General features: G+C 43.4%; 15 protein-coding genes. 6 read left to right on the top strand and 9 right to left on the bottom strand.

Going from position 1 to position 13,870, the window contains the following annotated elements:
- Positions 1-80 precede the first annotated feature (80 nt).
- Complete coding sequence (locus tag ACK8HY_RS21740) at positions 81-431, top strand: winged helix-turn-helix transcriptional regulator (RefSeq protein WP_077433700.1); 351 nt, start codon at positions 81-83, stop codon at positions 429-431.
- A gap of 107 nt (positions 432-538) precedes the next feature.
- Here ACK8HY_RS21740 and ACK8HY_RS21745 read toward each other — a convergent pair whose 3' ends face one another.
- The 7 genes from ACK8HY_RS21745 to ACK8HY_RS21775 all read right to left on the bottom strand — a co-directional run bounded on the left by ACK8HY_RS21745 (position 539) and on the right by ACK8HY_RS21775 (position 6,527).
- Positions 539-1,498 (bottom strand): NADP-dependent oxidoreductase, encoded by a 960-nt coding sequence (locus ACK8HY_RS21745; protein WP_416134801.1) that lies wholly within the window; start codon positions 1,496-1,498, stop codon positions 539-541.
- A gap of 296 nt (positions 1,499-1,794) precedes the next feature.
- Positions 1,795-2,547, bottom strand: a complete 753-nt coding sequence (locus tag ACK8HY_RS21750) for an SDR family oxidoreductase (RefSeq protein ID WP_077433696.1) — start codon at positions 2,545-2,547, stop codon at positions 1,795-1,797.
- A 29-nt stretch (positions 2,548-2,576) separates the two neighbouring features.
- Complete coding sequence (locus ACK8HY_RS21755; protein ID WP_077433694.1) at positions 2,577-3,002, bottom strand: YybH family protein; 426 nt, start codon at positions 3,000-3,002, stop codon at positions 2,577-2,579.
- A gap of 142 nt (positions 3,003-3,144) precedes the next feature.
- Positions 3,145-4,011, bottom strand: a complete 867-nt coding sequence (locus tag ACK8HY_RS21760; RefSeq protein ID WP_077433692.1) for an AraC family transcriptional regulator — start codon at positions 4,009-4,011, stop codon at positions 3,145-3,147.
- An 86-nt stretch (positions 4,012-4,097) separates the two neighbouring features.
- A complete protein-coding gene (locus ACK8HY_RS21765) occupies positions 4,098-5,141 on the bottom strand; it encodes an alpha/beta hydrolase (protein WP_416134802.1) in 1,044 nt (347 codons plus the stop codon).
- Between the two features lie 5 nt (positions 5,142-5,146).
- Positions 5,147-5,560 (bottom strand): OsmC family peroxiredoxin, encoded by a 414-nt coding sequence (locus tag ACK8HY_RS21770; RefSeq protein ID WP_077433690.1) that lies wholly within the window; start codon positions 5,558-5,560, stop codon positions 5,147-5,149.
- Between the two features lie 109 nt (positions 5,561-5,669).
- Entirely contained in the window at positions 5,670-6,527 is an 858-nt protein-coding gene (locus ACK8HY_RS21775; protein WP_077433688.1) for a helix-turn-helix domain-containing protein, read from the bottom strand.
- Positions 6,528-6,591: 64 nt separating this feature from the next.
- Here ACK8HY_RS21775 and ACK8HY_RS21780 point away from each other — a divergent pair, with 64 nt between their 5' ends.
- The 4 genes from ACK8HY_RS21780 to ACK8HY_RS21795 all read left to right on the top strand — a co-directional run bounded on the left by ACK8HY_RS21780 (position 6,592) and on the right by ACK8HY_RS21795 (position 9,250).
- On the top strand, positions 6,592-6,813 hold the full coding sequence (locus tag ACK8HY_RS21780; RefSeq protein ID WP_416134803.1) for a hypothetical protein: 222 nt from the start codon (positions 6,592-6,594) through the stop codon (positions 6,811-6,813).
- A 108-nt stretch (positions 6,814-6,921) separates the two neighbouring features.
- A complete protein-coding gene (locus tag ACK8HY_RS21785; protein ID WP_077433686.1) occupies positions 6,922-7,776 on the top strand; it encodes a helix-turn-helix domain-containing protein in 855 nt (284 codons plus the stop codon).
- Between the two features lie 76 nt (positions 7,777-7,852).
- Positions 7,853-8,257: a hypothetical protein gene (locus ACK8HY_RS21790; RefSeq protein WP_077433684.1), complete on the top strand. Its 405-nt coding sequence runs from the start codon at positions 7,853-7,855 to the stop codon at positions 8,255-8,257.
- Positions 8,258-8,317: 60 nt separating this feature from the next.
- A complete protein-coding gene (locus ACK8HY_RS21795; protein ID WP_217699995.1) occupies positions 8,318-9,250 on the top strand; it encodes a cation diffusion facilitator family transporter in 933 nt (310 codons plus the stop codon).
- A gap of 59 nt (positions 9,251-9,309) precedes the next feature.
- Here ACK8HY_RS21795 and ACK8HY_RS21800 read toward each other — a convergent pair whose 3' ends face one another.
- Positions 9,310-10,731 (bottom strand): SDR family oxidoreductase, encoded by a 1,422-nt coding sequence (locus ACK8HY_RS21800; RefSeq protein WP_077433680.1) that lies wholly within the window; start codon positions 10,729-10,731, stop codon positions 9,310-9,312.
- Positions 10,732-11,204: 473 nt separating this feature from the next.
- On the bottom strand, positions 11,205-11,909 hold the full coding sequence (locus tag ACK8HY_RS21805) for an NUDIX hydrolase (RefSeq protein WP_416134804.1): 705 nt from the start codon (positions 11,907-11,909) through the stop codon (positions 11,205-11,207).
- 261 nt (positions 11,910-12,170) lie between these two features.
- Here ACK8HY_RS21805 and ACK8HY_RS21810 point away from each other — a divergent pair, with 261 nt between their 5' ends.
- Positions 12,171-13,859, top strand: coding sequence for a ribulokinase (locus ACK8HY_RS21810; RefSeq protein WP_416134805.1), 1,689 nt, complete (start codon positions 12,171-12,173; stop codon positions 13,857-13,859).
- The last annotated feature ends 11 nt before the right edge of the window (positions 13,860-13,870 follow it).

A 13,870-nucleotide genomic window follows, 5' to 3' on the forward strand; every position in this document is an offset into this window, starting at 1 on the left:
TGATTTGAATTTAAGGGCAGAAAATCAGTGAGTTGACTGCCTGATCATTGAAAATATTTTAATAATTTTAATAAAAAAATATGAAAGATATTAATGTCATTCCTTTGACCGCAGAAAATACGCGGGCCCTGCAGGACACCATATATGTGATCGGAGGGAAGTGGAAGTTGCCTATTCTGTTTTCAATCTGCAGTGGCAATAAGCATTTTAAGGATATCCAACGCAGTATTCCGGGGATAACCACAAGAATGCTATCTAGGAGTTTAAAAGAGCTTCTGGATAATAAGATTATTACAAGAAGAACGTATTCTGACAGTCCTGTCATCATCGAATACGAATTTACCGAATATTCCAAAGAATACGCTATACTGATAAACCAGATGATCGAGTGGGGAAAAAGACACCGTAAATTAATTATTGAAAGTGTATAGCGATCTCAACAAGTTTGTCTTCTGGCTTTTAAACAAAAAAATCTTATCAGAATTGATAAGATTTTTTGTTACTGGGACATCAAGCAGTATATCTGCCAAAAGTTAACCTACTGCAAACTAACAACAATCTTACCGGTTGTATGGTTTGTCTCCATTTCCTGATGGGCTAGCGCCATTTCTTCAAGTTTAAATGTTTTTGAAACGTACGGTCGAAGGATACCCTTGCCCATTAAATGGGCCAAAGCTTTTATGTCCGTTCCACTTGATATTACTGCGTTGTAGAAAATGTTGACATTTTTTTCTTTTGCCAAAACTTCCCATTTTGTTCCCTCGATGTGGTTCCATAAACTCAGTAGGTTACCGCCCTTCTTGAGCACTTTGATGGTCTGCTCGATATGCTCATCACGCAAGGCCTCAATTACATAATCCACAGGCGGAAGGATATCCAAAAAATTTGTTGTCTGATAATCTATAAATTCATCCGCACCAAGTTCCATAAGAAGCTCTTTTTTTGAACCTGAGGCTATCGCAATAACATATGCTCCGAAGCTCTTTGCAATCTGTATGGCCAGATGACCGACTCCGCCACCTGCTGCTGTAATCAGAACACGGTCTCCGGATTTAATTTTGACTTTATTTAGAGGTTGCCAAGTCGTTAAAGCGGCAAGAGGCACAGCGGCAGCTTGCTGATAAGAGATATTCTCCGGTTTCAGCGCAATATCCTTGACACGGGCCACTACATATTCTGCATACCCTTTGCCATGTCCTGGGCTGCTAGAAGTCGGGAAATTGAGCAGACCAAAAACTGCGTTTCCTACTGCAAAGTCTGAGACACCTTCACCCAGCTCCACAATATCACCTGCGATATCCCAGCCCAATATTTTAGGTGATTCATCGTTAAATATATAATCCAATGCTACATTTGTCCTGGCATAAATATCTGTAGGGTTGATTCCTATAGCCTGTGCTTTTACCAATACTTCACCTTTACCAGGACTTGGAATGGGTAGATCTTTTAATTCCAATTGCGAGACATCGCCCTGTTTTTTTAAAATAACTGCTTTCATTTTTCTGTATTAAAAACTAATACAAAATTAGGAAGATAGCACTGTCGATTTATTGGTAATATCATCAATGATACTAAGCGCCGGGCGTTGTTTGTCAGTAGAACTTTTTAAAGAGGTCAAAGCATGATGGAGCACCGAAAGCTCTTATCAATCAAAAATTCATGATCAAGTAAGGCCAATTTAAATAGCTGTATGAGCCCAGCATGCTGTACAATAAAAAGATACAGGTCAGTAAATGCCTGCATCTTTTTATTTAGGAAGCAATTATAATATAATGGACACGTTAAGAACCGAATTTAATTTTCCAAAGTACTTAACGCCCAGTCCTCAAAATGGATCTTGCCTGCATTATATTCTTCAGCAGGGACGAGCAGTGATCTAGGAACAACAAGATGCATATATTTGCTGTCCTCGTCAGAAACAACCTTTATGAGCTTTCCGGCTATCTCGATATATTTCGCGACAAAATCATCCATATTTGCCCTTGTAGGCCCAGCAATCTCTACCGTACCATTTTTAGGCTCTTCGAGTGCAAACTGTACAATGTAATCTGTGACATCTTCCAGGGCAATGGGCTGATAGTCGATCTTCGAAACAAATACCTCGTCACCCTGGCCCTGAACGGCAATGATCGCATCGGTATGCTCATAAAACTGTGTCGAACGAATGATGGTATAAGGTATTCCGGAGTTTTTGATGTTGTCTTCCTGGTATTTCTTTGCGCGAAGATATCCGATCTCCAGCGCATCGTCTGTTCCGACAATGGAAAGTACGAGGTGATGCCTGATGTTTGCAGCCAGCTCCGCTTTTACCAGATTCTTTCCTGCGGTCTGAAAAAAGTGGATTGCATTTTCTTCTTCGGGAGAGGAGGAATTGGATAGATCGATTACTATTTCCGTATTTTCCAGTGCTTGCGAAAGACCTTCTCCGGTCATGAGATCCACTCCATGTGAAGGTGAACCAATGATCACCTGATGACCAAGGTTTGCCAGTTTTTTTGTGACCAGCCTTCCAGTAAGACCTGTACCACCGATTACTAAGATTTTCATATCTGAACTATTTAAATTTGTAAAATTGATTAAAATAAGCTGCGCACCTGCACGCCGAATGGATTTCCAAACCAGCACCGCCAATATCCGTCCCGTCCTTTCTTTGCGTAATCGCTTGAAGTTCCGGTAATATTTACTTTTTCGCCGTTATTTCCTGTCCCAGTGATTCTCCAATGCAGGACCAATGAGGCCAGATTATCGGTCGAATAAATATTCCTGGCAACAATTTCCATCGGAAATCCAAACCCGAAGGACTGCTGCAGCTCATGGGCGATCGCTATTTTTCCGCGTTTGGGCTCACCGCTGGTATTGATAACGACTGCATCATCCTCATAGAAGCCGAGCATGGTTTCCATATCCCTAGAATTAAAATGAACCAAAAGAGAATCGACAATCCCTTCAGGGGTGGTTGATAATTTATAAGTCGGGCTTGCTGCCAAATTATGACCTTCCATAAGACCTAAGAATTAATATTAAATGATATACTGTTCTCTACAGTACAAAATTGATCAAAAAATGAATGCAGGAAAACTGACAAACAAAGGTAAAAGGTGGACAAAAAAAGAAGCAGGGTCTAAGTTCAATAGGATAGTTTGTCTAATCCAGGTCTGGATTGGAACGTAGTGTCTTTCTGTAATCACCCGGTGATCGTCCAGCTTTTTTTGTGAAAAGCCTGATAAAATACTTGGTATCTTTATAACCTAGCTGGACCGAAATTTCCTTAATACTCAATTGCGAATAATAGAGCAGGCGCTGTGCTTCGCTTAGTATTTCCTTCTGGATCAGAGCCGATGCAGATAAGCCCGTCACTTTTTTAACAACATCGTTTAGGTGGGCCACGGAGATATTTAACCTTTGGGCATATGCTGAGGGGCGTTTAAGACTGCGGTAATCACTCCTTACAAGATTTCTGAATTCGTTGGTTATACTGATAACCCGGGGGCTATGACTTATGGAACCAGCTGCTAATTTGCGCTGGTGACAAATTACCGCCTGGGCTATAAAAGCTGACAACAAGGGCTGTTGCACTTCCTTACTTGCGGTATTGTTTATACGGTCCAGATTTTTTAGGGAGTCCAGGATTGACCTAAACCATTGTTGCTCGGCCGCTGACAGGGACAATATAATGGTTTCATTTAAAGACGCATCAAGCATGTCCTTTGTTGATTTGGTCATATGATGGCCTTCAAAAGAAATGTAATAACCAGATGCCCCAACAGTCCCGGTGATCTGATGTACCTGGTGCGGTGGGCAGACAAAAAGTGTTCCTGCAGGCATGGTCAGCTGTTCAAAATCAAATAAGACTTCCAACTGCCCAGCTTCAACAAGCATGCAGGTATAGTGGTCATGCCGATGTGGATTCAGCGCTTTTAGGATGCCCGGAGTGGAACCATCCCATAGACCAACAGCCATACTGCTGCTGGAATCCATGCTGTTCACTAAAATAGAATCTCTTTTTGGCATGTGGCGCAATTTTAAATTCAAATATAATACAGTAGCACCAAACAGTGTAAACTATTTGGTGTTACTCTTTAGTAATGTAGTGTATTTTATTTTCCAAACAGTGCCTTTCGCAAAGCAGCCGCAGCATCCAGGACAGATTCCTGTACAGCGTGGATATGCGCCAGCGGATTCAGCATCCCGTAATCGTGGATAAAGCCTTTGTATTCGGTGATAGTGGTCGGAACTCCGGCCTCATCTAATTTTCTTCCATAGGCCACACCTTCATCATGCAGAATATCATTCTCGGCCACCTGAACAAGTGCAGGAGGCAAACCTTTCAGTTCTTCCAGAGAAGCTTTCAGTGGTGAGGCGTATTTGTTGTCCCGCTCTTTCAAGTCAGGCAGGTAATTGTCCCACATCCATTTCATCAACGGCGTTGTCAAAAATCGTTCCTGCGCAAATTTTGTATAAGAAGCCCTGCTGAAGTCTGAGTCGGTGACTGGCCATAGGAGCACTTGTTGTTTTAGTTTTGGGCCATTCTTGTCTTTTGCCATCAATGCTACCACTGCGGCCATATTTCCACCGACACTGTTTCCGGCGACGGCGAGCTTGCTGGCGTCAACCCCGATTTCTTTTCCATGCTCGGCAACCCATTTTGTTGCGGCATAAGCCTGATTGATGGCTGCCGGAAATTTGGCTTCCGGAGATGGTGTGTAATCAGGGAAGACGGCTACCGCACCGCTGTTGACAACCAGGTCACGAACCAGTCTTTTGTGGGTAGGGTAGTCTCCCAAAACCCATCCGCCGCCGTGAAAGAACATAAATACGGGTAGTCCGGCTTGTACACCTTTGGGTTTTACAATATGGATTTTTACAGTCTGCCCGTCCTGGGTAATGGTTCTTTCTGATTCCTGGATATCGGAATAATCGAAACTTACCGATTTTTGAGCTCCAACCAGGACCAGCCTGGCGTCTTTCGGTGAGAGGGTTTCCAGCGGTTTTCCGTCGCCACTGTTCAAAGCTTTTAAGAATGCTCTTGTTTCCCGGCCAATGTTGGGGTCCTGAGATGCTGGGGTTGATTGTGCCATGATATTGGAATTTAAGATGGAGAGTGCCGCCAATGTTAAAACTTTTGAATAGATTGATTTCATTGTGATTATTTTTTTAGGTTGATGTTTAAAATGATTTTGAAGCTGAATGCTGCGCTTACAGGACAGGTTCTTTCGGCCTCTCTGGCAATTTTTTCAAATTCTTCGGCCGAGATGCCGTCCACTTCTGCATGGAGTAGCAATTCGGACTGTGTGATCTTTCCATTATCCAAGGTAATGATCGATTTTGTCTCCAGTCTTTCAGGGTGATAACCGGCCTGTGTGAGATCCAGGCTCAGCTTCATTGTAAAACACCCTGCGTGGGCCGCAGCAAGCAGTTCTTCGGGATTTGTTCCGACGCCTTCAGCGAAACGGCTGTTGAATGAATACTGGGTCTGGTTAAGAACGGAACTTTGTGTTGTCAGATGTCCGTTTCCTTCTTTGATGGTGCCGTTCCAAACGGCGGTAGCGTTACGTTTCATACTCTTTATTTTTGATTGTTAATTTCTTATAGGACAAAGATATGTCATATAGGCAATCTAAATAAAGAGCAAAAAGTCGATATAAATTGTACTTTTTTCCTTTTGTATTCTAGTTTTTAATTTCTTTTCGAAAAGACGCAGGAGTTTTGCCTGATTTCTGCGTAAAAATCCGGTTGAAGTAAGCCGGGTCTTCATAACCCAATTGGTAGGCGATTTCCTTTATGGTAAGCTCACTGTAAAGGAGCAGGCGTTTGGCTTCAAGGACGATCCTGTTTTTGATCATCTCGTTCGGATTTTCAAGGTTGAGTTTATGGAATTTGTTCGAAAGCGTTTTCGGGGCCAGGTTCAGCAGGTCCGCATAATCGGCAACGCTGTGTTTTTCCTTGTAATGAATATTGACCAGTCGGCTGAAGTTCCTGAAAAAATCCTGATCCGTGCTGACGAGGTCAAGCGTTTCGTTTTGGAGGTTCTGCTTTTTCCACTGCCTCGTTGCACGGATGATAATCTGCTTGAGGTATGTTCTGATCATTTCTTCTGAAGAGCGGTCCTGAACATGAAGCTCATCGCTGATCTGAGCGAATAGTTGGGAAATTGTTTGTAGTTCATCGCCCTGCAACTCCACTGTCGGGTTCTCAAAAATATTATTGAACAACAGCCCATCGCAGGCAACCTCCTCATCGTGGATCTGAATACAGTAGAAATCCCTGTTGTAATGGATCAAAAAGGCTTTATTTTCATTGGCCGACTGAATGTCAAGATATTGATTGGTATTGATGAAAAGCAATGTGGGATTTTGGGTTTCATAAGCAGTGAAGTCCACAGTTAGTGCATAACCCGCTGGAATGAGCAATACTTTGATGTAATGGCGGAAAGTTTCGCCGTTCACCAGATCCAGCGAAGAGGAATCGAAAGAAATCAGGCCTAATTTTTTATGGTTCGATTCGAAGATGGAAGTAGCACTGTTCATACGGATGTTTGTTTATGTTCAAATGTATCTCTTTTGCTGATAAAACTAAAATAAACGATACAATTTGCAGTATATACTCGATATTCCATTGTCTGCCGGAGCCAATTCTTTATTGGTGCCATCCAATAGTATTGTACCTTCGACAGAAAGGCAGTATGTGATTCAGCTTATAGATGGTAAGACACATTTTGTGGATATCAAAGAAGAGGTTGGAAAGCTGAACAGAAGTGACCACCTTGCTAACGAAAGGACATTTTTGGCGTGGTCCGAACAAGCCTCGGCATAATGGGCTTTGGATTTGTGGATTGCTAAGTGAGTATTGAAAAGTATATTACGGTGTTTTTATTATTTTAGTAGCATTCAAAGACAGCTGCAACATTAATTTCGTGAGCAAATGCGTAAACATATTTCCATTCCAATAAGACCATTAGATCATCAACCTAGCCTGGGTGTTGTGATCAAGCGATTGTCTGACATCGCCGAACTGAGATCACAAGAAACAGAACAGTCACATCGGCACGATTTTCATGGTTTTTTAGTGATAGAAAAAGGAACTGTTGACCTGGAGATTGATTTTCAGCGGTATAGACTTGAGCCGAGCCAGATTTTATATATCCATCCCAATCAAATTCACCGCACCATTGATTTTAATAATACAAAACTATTTTTTTTGGGCGTAACAGCAGAAAATATCACACCCGAGCATCTCAATGTATTGGAAGAAATTGTACCCGCTAAGCCAATCACGATAGAGAGAGGTGATTTCATTGTTCTTACAGAAGCGCTGTCCCTATCATCCCTGTTGTTTGAACGCAAACAAGATAAAATGTATCCATCTTTCATGATACATAGCGCTAACCTAATCGTGGCGCTTTTGACCTCCCATTATATGAAGCAGGTCGCCACCGTCAATAGTCCAACAAGGTTTAACATCATCGCCAAAGCATTTGCCTTGTTGTTGGAGAAAAAATTCATGACGCACAAACGTCCTGCCGAGTACGCCGAAATGCTTAATATATCCCTAGTTTACCTAAACGAGTGCATCAAAAATACAACTGGCTTTTCCATTACGCATCAGATCCATCTACGTATTGTTCTGGAAGCCAAGCGCATGCTTTATCATTCAAATAAATCAGTAAAGGAAATCGCAATAGCACTAGGATATGATGACCATGCCTATTTTTCGCGGCTCTTTACAAAAGTTGCAGGGATGACTGCGCTGGCTTTTAGAAAGCTAAACCGAGATTAGTCCAATAATTACCTATTCTGTTCCATTGTTTGCAGCCGACCCGGCCCATAACTTTGTCTTATAAAAATTACTAATTATGAGTATTATTAATGACAGAGATTTCCCGATCGTGTTCGTCAATATCGCACACGATACACAAGAGGAACACAACCACGCTGAGGACCTGAAGGAATTTGAAAAACTTGTCAGCCGGCATGAAAAGTTTGTTCTTATCAACGAAGGCGGTTCACCGGATAGGGAGTATAAGCACAATAGGGAAGAGACTAAAATGGTAAACAATTTCATGCGGAGGAACCGGGCCAAACTCAAAGAGTTTGCAGTGGCTATGATTCATATTGAACCTTCTTCGCTCAAGAGGCTGGCATTTAAACCGTTCCATCATATTTTTGAAAAATTCTGGGGCATGAAATTAGCATTTGTCTCAGATCGAGCAGAAGCGGTGCATCTAGCAAACAGTCTTTTAAGACTGGAAAAGGAATAAAATAGCGAGCACGCAATAGGAAAGATATAGGACAATCAATCGACAATAAAATTTATAAAAGTGGCACATTCTCACAAGCATCATCACTCCCCTAGAAACGGGATAACTTTAGCCTTCTGGCTTAACCTTATATTTTCGATCATAGAGATCATCGGTGGAATGCTGACAAATTCAACAGCGATCATATCCGATGCTTTTCACGATTTTATGGATGCACTTGCTATCGGTGCTGCAGTATTGCTTGAAAAAATATCGGGCAAGAAACGCACTTCAACATTCAGTTACGGTTACAGAAGATTTTCGCTGCTGTCTGCGCTTACAATGTCGGTCTTTTTATTGGTTGGCGCCGTATTGATGATAGGGACTGCTTATGATTCATTTTTAAGTCCCAAAGTTGTGGACAGTAAGGGAATGCTATGGCTGGCCGTACTGGGTATTCTGATAAACGGTTTTGCTTTTCTCCGAATCAAGAAATCAGACGGGCATGCGCATGGTCACGCACATCATCATCACGGGCATGGGCATTCGCACGATCACAACAGCAGGGCAATCATGCTGCACCTTTTGGAAGATGTTCTGGGCTGGGTAGCCGTATTGATCGGAGCAGTCGTTATTTACTATACTGGCTGGTACTGGATTGACGGCCTGCTGACTCTAGCAATAGCAGGTTTTATAGGATATAATGCGAGCAAAAATCTGATCAGCACAATGAAAATTGTATTGCAGTCTGTTCCTGAAAATGTAAATCTCCAACAGCTACACCTTGAGCTCAAGAGCATTGATGGTATTGAAGATATTCATGACCTTCATGTTTGGAGCATAGACGGCTCTTACAATATTGGATCGCTGCACGCCGTGGTTGATCCAAATGGTAAACATGCGAAAGCTGATGTCCTTCTGTCCATTGTAAAATTAATGGAAAAACATACCATCCAGCACCCGACCGTACAGCTGGAAGAACGAACAGGCAACTGCAAATTGATAGCCTGCTGATTCTGACATCGTCATTGATTCGCGGCAGTGGGGATAATGATAAATGGTATATCGTTTTATTAAGTTGTAGCTATACTGTTTATCATGCCCCTAAAGATAAAACCATGGAAAGGCCATACAGCGTACCAATAGATCCTTCCGGCGACGCCCAGGGGCCTAAAAGTCGCCGTCTGTATCAGCAGATTATCTTCGATTTTAAATTCTAACCAGGCTTCTCCCGGAAGTTTCATCTCGGCATAGAGCAGCAATCTTTTTGTTGTTCTATCGGCGATTAGCACCCGCCAAAAATCAAGGGCATCGCCTGCAGCCAGGTCGCTTTTATTTTTTCGTCCCCGCCGCATACCTACGCCCCCGACTAACTGATCCATGAATCCACGGATTTTCCAGAGCCAATTGCCATAATACCAGCCAGAATTTCCCCCAATGGACCAGATTTTGGTCAATGAGGCTTCACTATTTTGGAGCGAGGCCTTACGGATATCCTTAAAGCAACCATAACTGGGTACTTCCAGCAGCCTGGTGAGTCCTCCAGATAAGATTTTACTGGTCTGAGCATCTTTCCAGCTCGATACAACATTGTCGCTTTCAATTTTTTGAAAGGCCAATTGTATGGATCCGCTGTAATTGATCAACTTAATACCGAGTTCGTCCGCTAGATTATTTGCCTTACAGATCACTTCTACTTTCATGCTGTCGACCAGGTTTTTGGCCAGGTGATAGGAAGTCGAAGTCACAAAATAGAGCCAGTAGGATGAGAGCCTCGGTGTCATTAACGGCAAAATATAGATCTTTCGCCTAAGCTTTCGTTCGGCAGCGTATTGGAGTAGCATCTCTTTATAGCTCAGGATGTCAGGGCCGCCAATATCGTAGCTTTTGTTAAATGTATGTGGGTTAGCGATTACACCGGTCATAAATTCAATCACATTGCGTATGGCGATAGGCTGGCATTTGGTTTTCAACCATTTGGGCGTAATCATAATGGGAAGTTTTTCCACCAGATCGCGTATGATCTCGAACGAGGCGCTTCCCGAGCCAACGATGATACCCGCCCGCAGGGTAGTGATAGGAATCCTCCCGTTCGCCAATATGCTTTCAACGTTTCTTCTCGAGTCGAGATGTTTTGATAATCGATCTGAATTAATTATTCCGCTCAAATAGATGATCTGCTGCGCATTGGTTTTTTCGATAATGTTTCTGAAGTTGTTTGCGCATTCGGCCTCCATCTGCTGGAAATCACCGGATTGGGTAGCCATGGAGTGGATCAGGAAATAGGCGATATCAATTTCAAGCGGAATATTTTTTAAACTTTCTTTATCCAGGAAGTCGACTTCAATAACTTGAACATGGCCGCCCAAGATTGCCGATGGATCAAAACGATCCTTATCCCTTACACAACAAATAACGTCATGTCCCTGTTCCAACAACACAGGTAAAAGACGTTTTCCGATATATCCTGTAACACCGGTCAAGAGAATTCTCATAGCCTGAATTGTTTATTGCCGTCATCAGTTTTTTAATACATAAATATACTAAAAACATATTTATTAGAAGCTGATTTAGTTTAAATATATTCTAATTTAGAATGTATCCAGTTCAGGTTTACTGGCCTGCAGTCTGCGGGTTCTTGAACTCTTTTTGTAAAGAAAGCGGTGTTTAATGATGAATTTTCACGGCGAGACATTACGTCTTGGACTGGAAAGGACCGTTATATAGAGCTACTGTTGATGTATGCGCAAAAACTCCTCAGCTATCTTTTAAATCTAAAGAATAATATAACACGTCCTCGGTTGTACCATCAAGCCAATTGATTGTCCTAAATAGGCCTCGTCCTTATTTAGTAACAACATGCTCGTCATACCGATCGGTTGATCATGCTCGGAATTCCCTTCACTCTTTAAGCGAATCCTCGCAGGATTGTTTCTGGGTTCGTTTTTCTATTTTCTATTTTTCTTGATTAGTTTTCGGGAAACCAGCTTGGCAAATAGCGTAAAAATGACATGATCTTTTCCTTGTAGATGGCTGTATTCAGCTTAAAATAAAAGGCGCCTTTTTTGGAATTTTCCTTATCCTTTTCGTCCAGTTTGATAATGAGGTCGGAGGCGAGCAGCTTGCGGCTAAAATTGCGTTTATCAAATTCAATATTGTATACCCCCTCGTATAAAGCGGCAATCTGGGGAATGGTAAATTTCTCTGGCAATAATTCAAACAGAATAGGATAGAGCGCTGCTTTCATCCGCAGGCGATGCTGGGCCGAAGAGATCATCTGATCGTGATCAAAGATCAGGGTGGGGTAATCCTGCAGTGGAAACCATTTGGCCTCATATTCCTCGCTGAGGATATGCGTATATTTTTGCGTATCAATTAAAGCAAAATAACAGATACTGACAACCCGGTTATTGGGCTCACGTTTTGGATCACCAAAGACACTGCATTGCTCCATGTAAACATTTTCCAACCCCGTCAGTTTTTTTAATACCCTGCTGGCAGCTAATTCAGGACTTTCGTCCGCCTGAACAAATCCGCCCATCAAACTCCATTTGTTGCGCTCGGGCTCAAAATCGCGTTTGATCAGTAATACCTGCAGGGACTCGCCATTAAATCCAAAGATGATACAGTCTACTGCCAAAAGGATTGCGGAGTCTTCTTTATAATAGTCCATTGTTTATTGTTTTGTCTCTCTTTGCCCTTGATCTACTTTCTTGATAAAACCTTGTTTACCCGCTATTGATCAGCCTTGGATTTATCTTGTTTCGATGGGATGAAGATAGTTCAATTTTTTAAATATGAAAATTTTCTTTCATATTTAAAAAAATAAATGTTAATTTGACACTAATTATTTTTAGGCCAATTATCCATCAGGACAAACAGCAAAAAATAAGCTTTAAATCGAATTATAGATTATAAACCAAATTCAGTTAACATGAGTAAATCATATGTCATCGGGGTGGACTACGGGAGCGATTCTGTCCGTTCGATCTTGGTTGATGCAAGTTGCGGGACGGAGATTTCATCTTCGGTATTTTATTACCCGCGTTGGAAAAGGGGGGAGTTTTGCGATGCCGCCCGCAGCCAGTTCAGACAGCACCCCTTGGATTACATCGAGGGCCTGGAGGCTACTGTCAAAGATTGTTTACAAAAATCGGGAATAGATAATATTGGCGGCCTGGTGAAGGCAATTTCGGTGGATACCACGGGCTCCACGCCGGTCGCCGTGAATGAAGCGGGGGTTCCGCTGGCCTTGCTGGAGGAATTCAGCGATAATCCCAATGCCATGTTCATCCTCTGGAAAGACCATACCGCAGTCGGGGAGGCTAAGGAAATCAATCGCTATAGTCAAAGCCATGCTGCTGATTACCTGAAATATGTCGGTGGCGTGTATTCTTCGGAGTGGTTCTGGGCCAAATTGCTCCATACCTTTCGGGTGGATGCCAGGGTGCGCGAGGCGACATTTAGCTGGGTCGAACACTGTGATTACATTCCTTTTTTGCTGACCGGTGGCAAAGAGACCAGCGAAATCAAGCGTAGCGTCTGTGCGGCCGGACATAAGTCGCTTTGGGCGGCAGAGTTTGCTGGCTTGCCTCCCAATGAATTCTTCGCAGGCATTGATCCCTTGCTGGACGGCTTTGTCGATCGTCTGTTTTCAGAAACCTATACTTCGGATATGCCTGCGGGCAGGCTTTGCCCGGAATGGGCCGAACGTCTGGGTCTTTCTACCGAAGTTGTCGTCGGCGTAGGGGCATTTGATTGTCATATGGGTGCCGTGGGCGGACAGATTGAACCTTATTACCTGAGCAAGGTGATGGGCACATCGACCTGCGATATGCTGGTAGCCCCCAAAGAGGAGCTCGCGGATGTATTGGTCAGGGGGATCTGTGGGCAGGTAGACGGTTCCATTATCCCTGGAATGATCGGCATGGAAGCCGGACAGTCTGCTTTCGGTGATGCCTATGCCTGGTTCAAACAGCTGCTGTTATGGCCGGCCTATAACCTGCTGCCGGAACTGGAGGGCCTTAGCGACTCTATGCGTGAACATATGCTGACGGCATTGGAGGAGAAATTACTGTTGCGGTTAAGCGATAAGGCGAGCAAATTGCCGCTGACTGCGGATTCGGAACTGGCGGTGGACTGGTTCAATGGCCGTCGGACACCGGACGCGGATCAGTCGCTCAAAGCGGCAATCATGGGATTGCAGCTGGGTACGGATGCGCCGGCGGTCTTTCGGGCGATTGTCGAGGCGACCTGCTTTGGGGCCAAAGCTATCGTAGAACGCTTTGTGGATCAGGGCATCCCGATTAAAGGCTTGATCGGCCTCGGTGGCGTGGCCAAAAAATCGCCTTTTATTATGCAGATGATGGCCAATGTCATGAATATGCCGATTCGTATCCATAAAAGCGAGCAGACCTGTGCGCTGGGGGCTGCCATGTTTGCAGCCACGGCTGCCGGATTGTACGATCGGGTAGAAGATGCCATGCAAGCCATGGGGCAGGGCTTTGAATGTACCTATGAACCTCAGCAGGAATGGCTGTCCATCTATGCCGAACGTTATGAAAAGTACAAAGCCCTCGGTGCCTTTGTAGAAAATAGGCTGTCACAGCCCCTTACTGTTTAACCGCAAAAATT

This window comes from Sphingobacterium sp. NGMCC 1.201703 (genome assembly GCF_047784615.1).
GTDB lineage: Bacteria > Bacteroidota > Bacteroidia > Sphingobacteriales > Sphingobacteriaceae > Sphingobacterium.